Genomic DNA, 15,906 nt, shown 5'->3' with positions numbered 1-15,906 from the left:
AATATAAGCCTTTTTCTACAACAAAAAAGACGCCCCCATAGGAGCGTCTTCCACTATTACGCTTGTTGTTGCGCGCTATATAATTCTTCAAGTGGCTTCATGATAATTTTGTTAACGTCACCGATTACAACGTTTAGGCGTTGCTCAGTTTCCATTAATTTTGTAATTTTAGCATCTTGTTGAATGCGAGCTACAACTTCTTGTGCTTGTTGGTTGTCTTCTTCAGTGATTTCTTGGCCTTGCATCATTTTCTGTTGTAGGCTAAGTTGCATTGTACGGAACTCATCGAATAAGTTCTTTGAAGCTGTGTCAGCTTGAACTGCTGCGTAGCTCTCTTTTAAAGTTTTGAAGTCTTCGTTTTCAGCGATTGCTTTTTGTAATTCATATGCAACATCATGAATGTTCTTTGTCATTTTATTTTTCCTCCTTTAGAAGGCTAGCGCTTTTCACTCGCACTGCCTTTTACGTGCATTTACATACGCACCTCTTCTTACCATATCAAACTATGCAAGAGATGTGAAGAAATTTCACTTTTATTTCTATGTACTCACCTTATTATCTAAGAAACAATAGTAACAATCCTTGTACGAGCCCGATCATTCCGCCTAATAACGCTCCTAAATACGTAATCATTTTCAATTCGTTTTTCGTAATAGACAGAACTAAGTCTTCTAATCTTTCTGTTGAGAATGTAGACACTTCTTGCTGGACAATTTCCGCAAGGTGTAGATTATTTAGTATACTCTCTACATTTTCTGTTCCCCACTTTAAGCCTTTCGCTACTGCACTTGGAACCACTTTTTCAATAATTGTTTCTCGAACTGGTTCACATACTTGCTGAACAGATTGATTTAAAAACTTACTCACTGTTTCCTCTACTTTAACTGCTGACAGCACGGAGCTTACAATCATTTCTTTCTCTACAAATGCTTCTAATTCTTTTACATCTCTTCCTTTTAACTTTTCCCACTCTTTTTGCAGTACGTCAGTTAAAAGCTGCTTTGTAGCATCTTGCCCTAAAAACTTAATAACTTCTGGCTGCACACGATCCACAACACTTACATTTCCTAAAAACATTCCGACTAAGTTAAGTAGCGTTCCGCGAGAAGCAAAGAAATCATCAATCATTTTTGAAAGACGTGCTTTCCCTTCTTCACTTTCAAAAAAGCTAATTCCTCGCTCTAAAATAAATGCAGAGACATTCGGAATCGCATTCTCTACTTTTTCATTTACAGAATGAGGTAAAGCCTGTTCCCATGTATATGTATAATACTCTGCTAAAAATGCATGAATTTTTTCTGTAATAACATGTTCGATTTTTCGAGTCGCTTCTTCTTCTACATGCGCTACATTCCATTTTTCTAACATATGTCGCAGTGATTGTTCATTCGTAATTACTTTATCCACTTCCACTTGCGCCCAGTGAATTAAACTTTTTTGAAACTCTTCATTTGTTAGCTTTTTTCCAATTCCTTCTGGTGTTAACAAATGTTCTACAACCATTTTTCCTAATTGAACAGCAAGTTCATCACGACGCTTCGGAATTAACCCTGGTGTAAATGGAACTTGAAACTTTCCGATATAAATAGGACGATGAGGACGAAATAACATTTTTATCGCTAAATGATTCGTGTATCCCCCAATAATTGCTCCGAGTCCTGTCGTCGTTAACATATTTAACCATATATTCATTACAATCAACCTTTCACTTCTCCAAAACTATAGCATATCATCATACGGACAAAAGTATAATGGTATAAAAACGTATTTGCAATATATAGCTTCGCCTATTATGCAAATAGTAGTAAAGGAGTGATTTCGTTGGTTCTCGGCCTTTTAACTTCTAAACTTCATTATGAGCAAACGTATTACACCGAAATCGCTAAACGCGCTCGGCTTTATCATAATGTCGTTGCCCAGTTTACGCCATTTTGTATTGATTCTAAAACAGACCTTGTTTCTGGTCTTATTTACGATACAGATACAGGAAAATGGAAAGAGCAAACATTCCCTATTCCTTCTTATATATATGATCGTTATTCTTTTCACGAGGAAACAGACTTTGAAAAAGCAAAATCAATTATTCACTCTTTGCACAACCGTCCTTCCACTACCTTTTTAAATAACACACTTATTAACTTAAGTGAACTACATGATTTATTTCTTACTAATAAAAAACTGTCTCCTTATATACCCAAATTTGAAGTGGCAACGATACAAAACATTTTCAAATTGTTGTTAAAATCTAAAGATATTATTATACGCCCCACTAATATACATTCTAAAGATAACTTATATCGAGTCGCTTACAAAAATAAAACGTTTCATATCGATACAGTAAATGAAAAATACCATACTTCTCTTTCAATCAAGCGGACAGATGAATTTATATCTTGGTGTAAATCTAACATACGTTCATCACGCTACATAGTGCATACCATGCTACAACCACCAAATCAATTAACATACCCACTCCACATTCGAACTATTTTGCAAAAAAACAAAGAACAAACTTGGAATATTATCGGTCAATTTATACAAAAAAGTTCATTTCCTAATCAACTTTTACCCTCAGCAACAGACGATGATTCATTGCATTCATTTTCAAAAATTAAATACGTACTATCTAGTACAGGTGTGCAACTATTGCAAGACGCTTTACACGACATTATAAATGAAGTATTCCAAACACTAGATCAGTCTTATTCTTCATTATTCGAACTAGAACTTTCCACAATTATGGATCAAAAAGGCGCAATTTGGCTTATGTATGTCAACACGATTCCTCCTTACGAACAATACATTCGTCATAGTGATTCATTAGCTGAAAAGATATTTCACGGACCACTTAAATTCAGTCGCTTTACACCATAATGAAAGGAGGTAAACCTATTTTGAAAGAGCATATATATACATTAAATATTTCAGATGACCATCCAAATAGCATTACTTTACCTTACGTTTTTTCTATTACACCGCCTATTACATCTCTCTCCTTCGGCATACGTCATATTGCAAGTGAAGAGGTGAAAATTCATTATTCCTTTACTCGCGAAATTATTATCGGAAAGCATATTGCCGAAAAACTTTTACTGCCTCAATCAACTACTATTCATGCATTTACACAAAACCAAACAATTATTTTCGGACCATTAATCGGCATTTTTACAACTGGCTTTAATGATGATTCTTCTAACCCTTTAGGAAATCGTTCAATTGCTCTGAGTGAGTTGTTAACACCACCATTCTCATTACGACCGTTCGTATTCGTCTTTGGCGTTCAACATATACACTGGGAAGAAGAAACGATTGAAGGATATTTCTTTCAAGAGAAACAATGGATAAAGAAAAAAGTCCCTTTACCAAATGTCATTTATGATCGCTTACCGAATCGGCAAGCGGAAAATTATAAACCAATCGTCAGGGCAAAAAGAAAATTAGAACAAGACTACTGCATTCCATGGTTTAACCCAGGTTTTTTCAATAAATGGGAAGTTCATCAACTTCTTACGAAAGACGAATCAATTAAACCCTTATTACCAAATACAGAAGCATTTCAGCATTTTGAACAAGTAGAACGGTTTCTTGGCACGTATAAATCAGTGTACATGAAACCAATACACGGGAGCTTTGGTAGAAATATTCATCAAATATTTTATTCTCAAACAGAGAATTGCTACTACTGTCGTTATCGCGAAAATGAAGAAAATAAACTGAGAAAGTATCAATCATTAGAAACGCTTCTAAACCACGTATTAAAAGGACATGATTTAAAAAAGTTTATCGTACAGCAAGGTATTTCGTTACTTCGCTTCGATGGGCAACCTGTTGATTTCCGCATTCATACAAATAAAAACCATTTCGGTAATTGGATAGTTAGTGCAATCGTCGCCAAAATCGCCGGCAAAGGCAGTTTAACAACGCACGTAAATAGTGGCGGTGATACAAAATTATTACAAGAGCTTTTTCCAGATTCAACGAAACAAGTTCAAATTGAAAATAAATTAAAACATACTGCCTTACAAATAAGTTACGCGCTCGATGAACAAGTAACTGGAAATATTGGAGAAATCGGTTTTGATATCGGTTTAGACACAAAGGAAAATCCGTGGCTCTTTGAAGCCAACTCTAAACCTGGGCGAACTGTATTCCAAGATAAAAAATTAAAAGAGCAAAGTGAACTGACGCGCCAGTTATTTTACGAATATGCCGTCTACTTAACTGAACATTCTTTACGTGATACAAAAGAAAAAATGTCTCAAATAAAATCAGGGGCTTCATCAAACACCGAACATATCCCTTCTCCTATGATTCACTCACAAATACAAAAACAAAAACTTCCACCTAGATAATAAGGTGGAAGTTTTCTATTTACACAAGTTTTACTACAACCTCAGTTTCCACGTTACATACTCTGCAATAAAAAATATGATTGCAATATTCATTTGAATTATTATGCGTTAAACCATCTACTGCACTTAATAATTCTTGATCCATATAGGCACTATAATCGTCTATGTAATCTACAGACTTCCCATAATCTTGGAGTATACTTTGGCAATTTTGACAAGAATATGTTTGTGATTCTAATGCGTTGCAAAGCGGGCAAATTCCCATCATGATTCCTCCATACGTTATCGTTTATAAGCCTCTCTTTTTTAGAGTGAAGAGAGCAACCTATCCAGACATAGGAGCGCCCACTCCATCCCTACTTAAAAATAGAACTATGAAGTTGCTACCGATTTCATTTTTATTTCAATAAATCATAAATAAGAAGCTAATAATTAGCCTACAAGTAGCAGGCTACAATGAAAAAATTATATTTAATATCCTCCTTAGTTTGGCCTGTTTTCTTAAAAATACAACGATTACTCTTATTTCATAATTTACGAAATCAATACGTTTTTTTTACAAAATTTACAAATTATTATTTTGTATATCTTTCTAGGTAACATCCATACTATGAGTACAAACTTAATTACCGATGGATTAGCGCCAACCGGGGCGATAATCTGGTTCAACTCCAGCTAGTCCAACCAAAAAAACTTTTATAACTCTAAGGAGGATATATTCCTATGGCAAACCAAAATTCTTCAAATCAATTAGTAGTACCAGGTGCAACAGCTGCAATCGATCAAATGAAGTACGAAATCGCTCAAGAATTTGGTGTACAATTAGGAGCAGATTCTACGGCTCGCGCTAACGGTTCAGTTGGTGGAGAAATCACAAAACGTCTAGTTGCAATGGCTGAACAAAGCCTTGGCGGATTCCACAAATAAATATATATGGCAAAAAGGTCTCAAGGCATATGCCTTGAGACCTTCCTTAATTTATTGCAACATTTGTAAAAACTTCTTCGTGCGTTCTTCTTTTGGATTTGTAAATACTTCTTCTGGTGTACCTTGTTCGACAACGACACCACCATCCATGAAAATAACACGGTTCGCAATTTGATGTGCAAAACGCATTTCGTGCGTTACAATAACCATCGTCATGCCCTCTTTAGCAAGTTCTTTCATTACTTTCAGAACTTCTTGAACGAGTTCAGGATCAAGCGCTGACGTCGGCTCATCAAATAGTAACACTTCCGGCTCCATCGCAAGTGCGCGCGCAATTCCAACGCGCTGTTGTTGTCCGCCTGATAATTGGAACGGATATAAATCCACTTTATCTGCTAAACCAACTTTTTCAAGGAAATAGTTTGCTTTTTTCTTCGCTTCTTCTTTCCCCATCTTTTTCACTGTAACGAGCCCTTCCATTACATTTTGAAGTGCTGTTAAATGCGGGAATAAATTATGGTGCTGGAATACCATACCTGTTTGCGTACGAAGATTAACAATATCTTTCTTCGTTACTTTTTGAGAGAAGTTAAGCTCTTTATTACCGATACGAATATTACCAGCGTTTGGCGTTTCTAATACATTGAGACAACGTAAGAATGTCGTTTTACCAGATCCAGACGGCCCAATAATAACAACAACCTCGCCCTTCTCAACTGTTAAATCTATATGCTTTAGTACGGTATTATCTCCGAAACTTTTTTGTAAGTGCTGAATTGAAATCATAAAAACAAAAACTCCTTTTGTAAAAGGATTATTTTAATGTATAGCGTTCTGAACGCTTTTCTAACATCTGTTGTACGATTGATAATAAGAAACAAATAACCCAGTAAATAAGACCTGCTTCAAAATAAACAATTAAAAACTCGTAGTTCATCGCCGCAATTTCCTGCGCTTTTCGGAACATTTCTGTTACTAAAATTAACGATGCTAATGAAGTATCCTTCACTAAGCTAATAAATGTATTTGAAAGCGGCGGGATTGATACGCGCGTTGCTTGTGGTAAAATAACACGTTTTAATGCTTGTGGATATGTCATCCCAATTGTATAAGCTGCTTCCCACTGCCCTTTCGGAATGGAAAGGATAGAAGCACGAATAATTTCAGATGCATATGCACCGACATTTAATGAAAATCCAACAACTGCTGCTGTATATGGCTCAACTTCAATATTAAGAGTTGGAAGACCATAGAAAATAATAAATAACTGTACAAGAAGTGGTGTTCCGCGAATGATAGATACATAGATACGAGCAATCCATTGTAAAATACGACTACCTGAAATACGTGCGAGCGCTGTTAACGTCGCAAGTATAAGACCGATAATAAATGTAATAAACGTTAATGGAATTGTTGTAAAAACAGCTTCCTTCAGCATAGGCATGAAGGAAGTCTGCATAATATCTATCCAAGTAGACAATCGATCTGAAACTAATGCACTACTTAGATACATTTTCACCGAACCATTTTTTCGTTATTTTGTCATACGTACCGTCTTTTTTCATATCTTCTAACGCTTTATCTACTTCTTGTACAAGCTTATCGCTACCTTTACGGAATAAGAATCCACTTTGTGAAGCTTCTTTTTCTGTATCTACAATTTTAATTTTTGCATCTTTTTTCGTTTCTAAATAATTTAATACTGATAACTTATCATTAACTGTAAAATCAACGCGTCCTGAAGCTAATAATTCTGCCGCTTGGCTAAATCCTTCTACACCTTCGATTTCTGCACCGTTTTTCTTAGCAATATCTGCATAGTTACTCGTTAAAGATTGTGCTCCTTTTAACCCTTTTACATCAGCAAATGTAGCAGGCTTATCTTTATCTTTTGCGATAACTAATGCCGCTGAAGATGAAATGTATGGTTTAGAGAAATCGTATTTCTTTTGACGATCTTCACGAATACCAACTTCGTTTGCAACCATATCGAAACGTTTTGCATCTAGGCCAGCAAGTAAGCTATCCCATTGTGTTTCTTTAAATACAGGTTTTACACCTAAACGTTTTGCAACTTCTTCTGCTAATTCAACATCAAATCCAGTTAATTTATTGCTTGAATCGTGGAACGTAAATGGTGGATATGTACCTTCTGTACCAATTACAAGTTCACCGCTTTGTTTAATCTTTTGTAACGCGTCTTGACTAGCTGTATCTTTTTTCTCTTCTTTACCGCAGCCGGCTACAATCCCGATCGCTAATGTAGTTACTGCAAGCACTGAAAATAATTTCTTCATGATAGTAATCCTCCAAGTATTCTGATAGGAATTTAAAAACTATATTGATTGTATGCAATCTTGAACAATTTTTCAATGAAAATGTTCTTATTTAGTTTATCCTTTTTCTTCATAATCAAACAAAAGGGAAAAATAACGCTACATACAAAAAATAAGTAACATTTTTTAATATAGCATTAATTGTAGGAAAGGTAAAATAATACTTCTTATTATGTACCTTTATCGCCGACATTTTGCCAACAAAAAAGAACTTGCGACAATCGCAAGTTCTTCCCCGCATTAAGCGCTCTGGTTTCCTTCCATTTGCGTTTTATACATATCGTAATAACGCCCCCGCTTTTTCATGAGTTCATCATGAGAGCCTTTTTCTAAAATGGTTCCTCTATCGAGCACAATAATTTGATCTGCGCTTTTAATCGTTGAAAGGCGGTGAGCGATAATAAATGTCGTTCTTCCTTTTTTTACAACTTCTAGTGCTTGTTGAATCATCGCCTCTGTTTCTGTATCAATACTAGACGTTGCTTCATCTAAAATTAAGATAGCTGGATCAAAAGCAAGCGCCCTAGCAAATGAAATAAGCTGACGTTCTCCAGTGGAAAGCGTACTTCCCTTTTCTGTAATTTCTTCATTTATATTATTCGCAAATCTTTCAGCACCAACATCATGCAATGCTTTTATGATACGCTCTTTTGAAATTTTTTCATTTTCTAAGCTTACATTGGAAGCGACCGTCCCGCTAAAAAGAAACGGGTCTTGCAGTACGATTCCCATATGTTCACGGGTTGCTTGTTTCGGCATCTCTTTTACATCGTGACCATCAATCGTAAGCTTTCCTTTTTCAAACTCATAAAATTGAAAGAGTACATTCATGATAGAACTTTTTCCTGATCCAGTATGACCGACAAGTGCCACTGTCTCGCCTTGTTTCGCTTCAAAAGAAATATTTTTTAACACTTCATCTTTTCCATTATAAGAAAATGATACATTATCAAATTTTACATTTCCTTTTAAACGAGGCATACGTTCTTCTTCTACCGGTTCCCCTTTTTCCTCTAACAATTCAAAGACACGTTCTGATGCAACGCGCGCTTGCTCTAAGTTTGCAAGCTGGTTCACCATATTCGTAATTGGCGAGAATAATCGTGTTAAATAATCGACGAACGCATACAGTACCCCAAGTGAAATAATACCTGTAGCACTTAATGACGCACCGCCGAAATACCAAATTACTCCTGTGAAAGCGATATTTCTTAATACGGCTACTAAGTTATGCGAAGTTGCTGCATTTAAATTTAAAATTTTATTTTGATACTTAAAATAATCGCCATTTAATTCTTCAAATTCTTTTTTCGTTTCACGCTCTTGACGGAACGCTTGAATAATTGGCATCCCTTGAATGGATTCATTCACTGTTCCGTTAATATCAGATAAGCGAGAGCGCATTTTATGATTGTATACAGACGCGTATTTTCTATAAAGAATCGCCCAAACAATTAAAATTGGGATAATTAATAAACATAATGAAGCGAGCTTCACATCTAATAAAAATAACGCAGCGAATATCCCAATAATATAGATGATACTAGAAACGAATGTTGCCAGCACCGTTACATATAAATCACGAATGGCCTCTGTATCATTCGTCACACGCGAAACAATTTTCCCCGCCGGTAAATGATCAAAGTACCGAATTGGCAACGTTTGAATATGAGAAAAAACATCTTCCCTCATAATTTGAATAATTTTGTTCGCTGCCTTCTGCAAGAAGAACTGCTTTCCGTATGCAAATAATGACACGACTACTAATAAAGCGAAATAGCCACCACCAAGTAATAATAGACGGTTTATTTCTGGTTTATAAAACGCAAACACTTCTTCTTTCGTTAATGCTTTCGCTTTATACACTTGCACCGCCTTACCATTTTGAACGGTAATCATATCCCCTTTTACAGTCCGTGACCCTTCCGCATTTACTTTATTCGGTACAAAATAATATTGAAAACCGACTTGCATTACGCGTACTTCTTTTCCTTTTTTCTCGCCTTGTTCAAAGCGATCACTTCGCTTATAAAAAGCCCCATTATACGAAACAGCATCTTCACTCTGTTCTGTTTCATACCAAGGTTTCTCTATCCCGACGATATGATCGTCAATCATCGTTTTAGCGACGAAAGGACCAGCAAGCTCTGCGATGACGAAAATAAATAACATTAACATCGCAGCAAAAATCGTCCCCTTCACTTTCATCGCGTATTGAAACAACCGTTTTGAAACGCTCATATTTTCACCCCACTATCCGCACTTTCACTTTCACCTTGTTGTCTTTCAAACTGCTCAGCATACCAGCCTCCCTTTTGGATAAGCTGATCATGCGTACCTTCTTCTATAACTGCACCTTCATCCATAACGAGAATCCAATCCGCATGTTGCACTGCAGATAAACGATGCGTCGTAATAATCGTCGTCTTTCCGCTTCTTTCCGTTCTTATATTTTCAATGATCGCTGCTTCCGTACGAGCATCTACAGCTGATAAAGAATCATCCAAAATTAAAATTTCTGGATTTTGAATAACAGCTCGTGCAATCGAGATCCTTTGTTTTTGCCCTCCTGATAAAGAAACACCTTTCTCTCCAACGAGCGTTTCTAACCCTTCTGGTAAAAACTCTAAATCCTTTTTAAACGCAGCAATTTCAATTGCTTTCTCTAGTTCTTCTTCAGTCGCTTCCCTATTTCCGAATAAAATATTTTCTCGCGCTGTTTTTGAGAACAAAATATGCTCCTGCGGTACATAACCAATCCAGCCAAGTACATTTTCATTCGTCATTTTATCTAAAGTCACATCAGAAACTGCAATATCTCCATCTCCAAGCGGATATTGGCGAAGAAGCTGACGTACAAGCGTCGTTTTCCCGCTTCCTGTTTTTCCGACAACCCCTAGCGTTTCTCCTTGCTTTAATGTGAAAGAAACCTTTTTTAAATTTTCTTCAGTTGATGAAGGATATGAGAAAGACACATCATCAAACTGAATATAATCCGGCTCTTGCACAAGCTTTGGATGTTTCGGATTCTTTACATCTGGCTCATACGCTAACGTTTCATTCACACGGTCAAGCGAAGCATTTCCTCTTTGCATAACATTAATTAATTCCCCAATTGCAAACATCGGCCAAATCATCATCCCTAAATACACGTTAAAAGAAACGAGTTCACCAAGGGTCACCTTTGACTGGAACACAAGGTATGCACCGTACACTAAGCCGATTAAATAACTAAGACCGACAAGCATTTTCACAGTTGGTTGGAATAATGCATCAATCTTTGCTACCTTCATATTTTTTTCGTAGACGTCATCTCCTAAATGATGAAATCTTTCCTCGTCTGCATTCTCTTGTACGTATGCACGAATAACGCGCACACCAGCGATTGATTCAAGCACTTTATCGTTCATATCACCAAACGCATCTTGCGCAACTGTAAATCTTTCATGCAATTTCTTTCCATATATATTCATCGCATACGCCATAATTGGAAGCGGAATAAGCGCTGCAAATGTAAGCTCCCAACTAATTGTAAACCCCATCATAAAGACAATCGTAAGCATATATAAACTAGAATCCACAAGCGTTAATATACCAAAACCAGCTGTCATAGCGATTGCTTTCAAATCATTTGTCGCTCTCGCCATTAAATCACCAGTACGATTTTTTTGATAAAAAGTCGGCGTCATCTTAAGTAAATGCCCCATAAATTTAGAGCGCATCGTTTTCTCAAGTACGAATGCACCGCCAAACAATTGATGTTGCCATACGAAAGTGAGGCCATATCCAACGATCGTAACCCCTATTAAAATAAGAATAGACTGTATAATAGCTTCGTTCGATAACGTTCCTGTTTTTATGTTATCTATCGTAACCCCTAACACTTTCGGGGGAATCACTTCAACTATATTCACAATTAAAAGAGCTCCAATGGCAATACTATATCTCTTCCAGTGCTCCCTAAAAAACCATTTTAGCTTTAGTAATACTGATAACAATTTAACCTCTCCCTTCTCGTTCTCGTTCTCGTTTACCTCTCATTTCTTTATCCACTATCCAGACCTATCACATTTACATTTCGTAACCCATACAATCTCATCACATTTTTCCACCTTCCAAAGTTTTTTATCGGAACTAAACAAGGGAAAATAAACAAAAAAAAGCATACCGCCGCTTGACGATATGCACAGGAATGCATAAAAAGCGTACGTTACGATATACGCAACGTACGCTTCTTATAAGACAAAGATGCCCTATATATCCGTACGGGTTGCGTAATGATATGAATGTTTTCTGCCATTTAACAGAGCTAAGCCCATTACATTTACGATTACAATCATTACGCACACCCCTTTCATTTATTTTCCATTTATAATCTTACAACTTTATTGAGTATTCTGTCAATTATTTTTTCACACTTTAAATAAAAATATATGATACACCATTTTGAAATAAGGGAATGTTCTGTAAGAAAGGGCATACAAAATAAAAAAAGAATAAGAAATCGTTTTCACAAACATTTCATTTGAAAAATGTTATCAAACCCCCTACAATCACCTTATACTCACTCTTACAAGTTGCTATTTTAGGAGGACTAATCATGACAACTAGCAATACGTACAAATTTTATTTAAACGGAGAATGGAGAGAAAGCTCTTCAGGAGAAACAATCGAAATTCCATCTCCATACTTACACGAAGTAATTGGACAAGTACAAGCAATTACTCGCGGAGAAGTAGATGAAGCAATTGCATCTGCAAAAGAAGCTCAAAAATCATGGGCTGAAGCTTCCCTACAAGATCGCGCAAAATACTTATATAAATGGGCTGATGAGCTCGTAAATATGCAGGATGAAATTGCCGATATCATTATGAAAGAAGTCGGTAAAGGATATAAAGATGCGAAGAAAGAAGTTGTTCGTACAGCTGACTTCATTCGTTACACGATCGAAGAAGCTTTACATATGCACGGAGAAAGCATGATGGGCGATAGCTTCCCGGGCGGTACAAAATCTAAGCTTGCGATTATCCAACGCGCACCACTTGGTGTTGTATTAGCAATCGCACCATTTAACTACCCAGTAAACTTATCTGCTGCAAAACTTGCACCAGCATTAATTATGGGTAACGCTGTTATTTTCAAACCAGCAACTCAAGGTGCAATTAGTGGTATTAAAATGGTTGAAGCACTCCACAAAGCTGACCTTCCAAAAGGTCTTGTAAACGTAGCTACAGGACGCGGTTCTGTAATTGGTGACTACTTAGTAGAGCACGAAGGCATCAATATGGTATCGTTCACAGGTGGTACAAACACAGGTAAACATTTAGCGAAAAAAGCTTCAATGATTCCACTTGTATTAGAACTTGGTGGTAAAGATCCTGGTATCGTTCGTGAAGATGCTGACTTACAAGATGCTGCAAACCATATCGTAAGCGGTGCATTCTCTTACTCTGGTCAACGTTGTACAGCTATTAAACGTGTACTTGTACACGAAAACGTAGCGGACGAGCTTGTTAGCTTATTAAAAGCACAAGTAGCTGAACTATCAGTTGGATCTCCAGAACAAGATAGCACAATCGTTCCATTAATCGACGACAAGTCTGCTGACTTCGTTCAAGGTTTAGTTGACGACGCTGTAGAAAAAGGTGCTACAATCGTTATCGGTAACAAACGTGAGCGTAACTTAATTTACCCAACATTAATCGATCACGTAACAGAAGAGATGAAAGTTGCTTGGGAAGAGCCATTCGGCCCAATCCTTCCAATCATCCGTGTTTCTTCAGATGAACAAGCAATTGAAATTGCTAACAAATCAGAATTTGGTCTGCAAGCAAGTGTCTTCACTAAAGACATTAACAAAGCATTTGCAATTGCTAACAAAATCGAAACTGGTTCTGTTCAAATTAACGGACGCACAGAGCGCGGCCCTGACCACTTCCCATTCATCGGTGTAAAAGGTTCAGGTATGGGCGCACAAGGTATTCGTAAGAGCCTTGAGTCTATGACACGTGAAAAAGTAACTGTATTAAACTTAGTTTAATCTTATAAAAAGAAGCTAATCTATAAATAGATTAGCTTCTTTTCTATATAAATACTTCCAAAAACGGAGTATTTCATTCTACTTCCGATTTGGTTTTCCAAATCGAACTAAAACATGCCATAATAATTTTAATTCCTGAAGCACTTCTTCATAAGTTCCACGATCACTCCAAGATAATGGATTGCGTTTCAAATCCGCTACAGCAGAGCCAATTATATTGGCATTGATACAATTATGTCGTGCAATACGTCTTGCTAAAGATGGCATTTTTGAACCTCTAAAATCCATCGGAACTTCGTCTACCGCAAGTACAAAACCGATGTGCCAATACAAATCAATAGCATACTTCAGGCAAATTTCTTCTAAAACTCTTCCTACATCCGTACCCTTAAATGAAGGATCTGCAACAAGCGCTTCCACGTCTTCTTTTAGAGAAATCTCTCCATGAATCTGCGCTTCAATATAATGATTAAGATTACGGGCTGGCTCTTTGCTTACTACATCTATAAACGGCCTTTTCAGGTTAGCCAGTAAATGATTAATTAATATTGTTGGAGTCAAATTTCCTTCACCAATTGCAAAATCTCTTACGAATGTCTCTTCCAAAAGAGCAGCTAAAATCATATCAAACTCCTCATAAGTCCCCTTTTCTTTCGGATCTTGATGCGAATCTAAATATGTATATGTAGAACGCGAAGAAACTTTTGGAGATAAGAGAAAATAACAGGAACCAAAACGCGGAGCCGGCCCATCTGGATGTAACATTAAATTTAGCGCTCCGTATTTTGGACGTTGATCATTCGTTACGCCTTCTAATTGATATGCCCCTCCAAATATTCTCTTTTCCCAAAGGTCACGTTCACCACCAGGATAAGCAGATACGCTTCCATTAGATAGCAATGTTTCAAACTGACTTTTATATACTCCTTGCTCAAATAGTGCTTCAGCAACACTTTTCTTACTCGAATCTAGTCTGTCTGGATGAAAGTGTAAAGCAATCCTTGCGTGAGATTTTAAATTAGCGACAGCCTCTTCAAATATTTCATCTGTAATATTAGACATTTTAAGTATATGATTAATCGTTGCTTTAGCCTCACGTTTTTCGTTCTCTGCATATTTTGAAATATACTCCAAAGCAAATAATTGAGATCTTGATAATTCCATAATCAAACCTCTCCTTTAATTAAAATGACCTTAATCATTTCAATTAAAAGCTTATTCTTTCCTTCTTATGAAACGAACCTGATTTATTTAAAAACGTAATTTACTAAATCTTAATTATGCATACACGCATTTTTCATAGGCAAATGTACACATTCTACAGAAATTTGATACCCTAGCCATCGCTCAGCAATATGTTCAAATGATAAAACAGATCCCGTTGTAAAAAAACGATGCTTCGGATTCAGATTGTCCGACAAAATTCCTTTGTGCTGTAAAATGGTACTTAACTCTATCGCTGTTTCTTCTGCAGAACTAATAATCGTTACATCTTCTCCTAGTTCCTTTTTTATATAGGACTCTAAAAGTGGATAATGCGTACATCCAAGAATTAACGTATCTATATCTTCTTTCGTTAATGGAAGTAAAGCTTGTTTCACTTGCTGCGTGACATATGCTATATCTTCTAATCGATTTTCTACAACTGTAGCTAAATTCGGACACGCATGACTATGCACTTCCAAATATGTATCAAGCTCGTGTAATGCTTTTTCGTACATATTAGATTTTATCGTACCTACAGTTCCAATTACTCCGATTTTCTCTTTCTTTGTTACTTTAATTGCCGCTCTTGCTCCTGGATGTATAACGCCAATAACTGGAATGGAAAGTGCTTCTTGCAGCTCAGTCAATGCAGCAGCTGCAGCAGTATTACATGCTACGACTAGCGCTTTTAATGGAAACTGTTTGAGGAACTCAACCATTTCAAATACGAAAGATTGCACCTCCTCTACACTTCTTGGCCCATACGGGCAACGCTTATTATCACCAATATAATAAATGCTTTCTTTAGGCAATTGTCTTATAATTTCGCTCGCAACTGTTAATCCCCCAACTCCCGAATCTAGCACACCTATTACTGAATGTTTATGACATACAGACATTTACTTCATCCCCTTTTCAATCATCTAGCGCTAATAACATGTATTATATTACGAAAATTCAAATATCACATAACAATCCCTCTTACTTTTAATCACAAACTCTTCTCTATAATCTGATTATTACTATATCCATTGACGTATAAAAA

General features: G+C 36.5%; 14 protein-coding genes. 4 read left to right on the top strand and 10 right to left on the bottom strand.

Features of this window, described 5'->3' with window-relative positions; genetic code table 11:
• Positions 1-56: 56 nt before the first annotated feature.
• Positions 57-413: a YlbF/YmcA family competence regulator gene (locus ACTFR3_RS25765; RefSeq protein ID WP_000164614.1), complete on the bottom strand. Its 357-nt coding sequence runs from the start codon at positions 411-413 to the stop codon at positions 57-59.
• A 142-nt stretch (positions 414-555) separates the two neighbouring features.
• Positions 556-1,692 carry a DUF445 domain-containing protein gene (locus ACTFR3_RS25760; RefSeq protein WP_440044957.1) on the bottom strand — a complete coding sequence of 379 codons (1,137 nt, stop codon included), beginning with the start codon at positions 1,690-1,692 and terminating at the stop codon, positions 556-558.
• 129 nt (positions 1,693-1,821) lie between these two features.
• On the opposite strand from ACTFR3_RS25760, the gene ACTFR3_RS25755 reads away from it, so the two are divergent.
• Together ACTFR3_RS25755 and ACTFR3_RS25750 are read left to right on the top strand one after the other, a co-directional pair.
• Positions 1,822-2,874, top strand: coding sequence for a YheC/YheD family endospore coat-associated protein (locus tag ACTFR3_RS25755; RefSeq protein WP_000242824.1), 1,053 nt, complete (start codon positions 1,822-1,824; stop codon positions 2,872-2,874).
• 20 nt (positions 2,875-2,894) lie between these two features.
• Positions 2,895-4,352: a YheC/YheD family endospore coat-associated protein gene (locus ACTFR3_RS25750; protein ID WP_000658062.1), complete on the top strand. Its 1,458-nt coding sequence runs from the start codon at positions 2,895-2,897 to the stop codon at positions 4,350-4,352.
• A gap of 19 nt (positions 4,353-4,371) precedes the next feature.
• Here ACTFR3_RS25750 and ACTFR3_RS25745 read toward each other — a convergent pair whose 3' ends face one another.
• Positions 4,372-4,617: a hypothetical protein gene (locus ACTFR3_RS25745; RefSeq protein ID WP_000510476.1), complete on the bottom strand. Its 246-nt coding sequence runs from the start codon at positions 4,615-4,617 to the stop codon at positions 4,372-4,374.
• Between the two features lie 458 nt (positions 4,618-5,075).
• Here ACTFR3_RS25745 and sasP point away from each other — a divergent pair, with 458 nt between their 5' ends.
• The gene (sasP, locus tag ACTFR3_RS25740; protein ID WP_000013338.1) at positions 5,076-5,279 is read left to right on the top strand and encodes a small acid-soluble spore protein, SasP family; all 204 of its coding nucleotides are present in this window, start codon (positions 5,076-5,078) and stop codon (positions 5,277-5,279) included.
• Positions 5,280-5,330: 51 nt separating this feature from the next.
• Here sasP and ACTFR3_RS25735 read toward each other — a convergent pair whose 3' ends face one another.
• From ACTFR3_RS25735 to ACTFR3_RS25715, 5 genes are all read right to left on the bottom strand, one after another.
• Complete coding sequence (locus ACTFR3_RS25735) at positions 5,331-6,065, bottom strand: amino acid ABC transporter ATP-binding protein (protein WP_000623610.1); 735 nt, start codon at positions 6,063-6,065, stop codon at positions 5,331-5,333.
• A 28-nt stretch (positions 6,066-6,093) separates the two neighbouring features.
• A complete protein-coding gene (locus tag ACTFR3_RS25730) occupies positions 6,094-6,792 on the bottom strand; it encodes an amino acid ABC transporter permease (protein ID WP_440044956.1) in 699 nt (232 codons plus the stop codon).
• Positions 6,779-7,576 (bottom strand): amino acid ABC transporter substrate-binding protein, encoded by a 798-nt coding sequence (locus tag ACTFR3_RS25725; protein ID WP_440044955.1) that lies wholly within the window; start codon positions 7,574-7,576, stop codon positions 6,779-6,781. The genes ACTFR3_RS25730 and ACTFR3_RS25725 overlap by 14 nt, the downstream gene beginning before the upstream one ends.
• A 279-nt stretch (positions 7,577-7,855) precedes the next feature.
• On the bottom strand, positions 7,856-9,856 hold the full coding sequence (locus tag ACTFR3_RS25720) for an ABC transporter ATP-binding protein (RefSeq protein WP_000116641.1): 2,001 nt from the start codon (positions 9,854-9,856) through the stop codon (positions 7,856-7,858).
• A complete protein-coding gene (locus tag ACTFR3_RS25715) occupies positions 9,853-11,613 on the bottom strand; it encodes an ABC transporter ATP-binding protein (protein ID WP_000953783.1) in 1,761 nt (586 codons plus the stop codon). Before ACTFR3_RS25715 ends, ACTFR3_RS25720 begins: the two co-directional genes overlap by 4 nt.
• Positions 11,614-12,215: 602 nt before the next feature.
• Here ACTFR3_RS25715 and gapN point away from each other — a divergent pair.
• Positions 12,216-13,655 (top strand): NADP-dependent glyceraldehyde-3-phosphate dehydrogenase, encoded by a 1,440-nt coding sequence (gene gapN, locus ACTFR3_RS25710; RefSeq protein WP_440044954.1) that lies wholly within the window; start codon positions 12,216-12,218, stop codon positions 13,653-13,655.
• Between the two features lie 78 nt (positions 13,656-13,733).
• Here gapN and ACTFR3_RS25705 read toward each other — a convergent pair whose 3' ends face one another.
• Positions 13,734-14,819: a DUF3626 domain-containing protein gene (locus ACTFR3_RS25705; RefSeq protein ID WP_326263069.1), complete on the bottom strand. Its 1,086-nt coding sequence runs from the start codon at positions 14,817-14,819 to the stop codon at positions 13,734-13,736.
• 110 nt (positions 14,820-14,929) lie between these two features.
• Positions 14,930-15,760, bottom strand: a complete 831-nt coding sequence (gene racE / locus ACTFR3_RS25700) for a glutamate racemase (protein WP_000109672.1) — start codon at positions 15,758-15,760, stop codon at positions 14,930-14,932.
• Between the last annotated feature and the right edge of the window lie 146 nt (positions 15,761-15,906).

Source organism: Bacillus cereus group sp. MYBK14-1, from assembly GCF_051916885.1.
GTDB lineage: Bacteria > Bacillota > Bacilli > Bacillales > Bacillaceae_G > Bacillus_A > Bacillus_A cereus.
The sequence above is the reverse complement of the archived record's forward strand: the minus strand, read 5'-3'. Positions and strand labels throughout refer to the sequence as shown.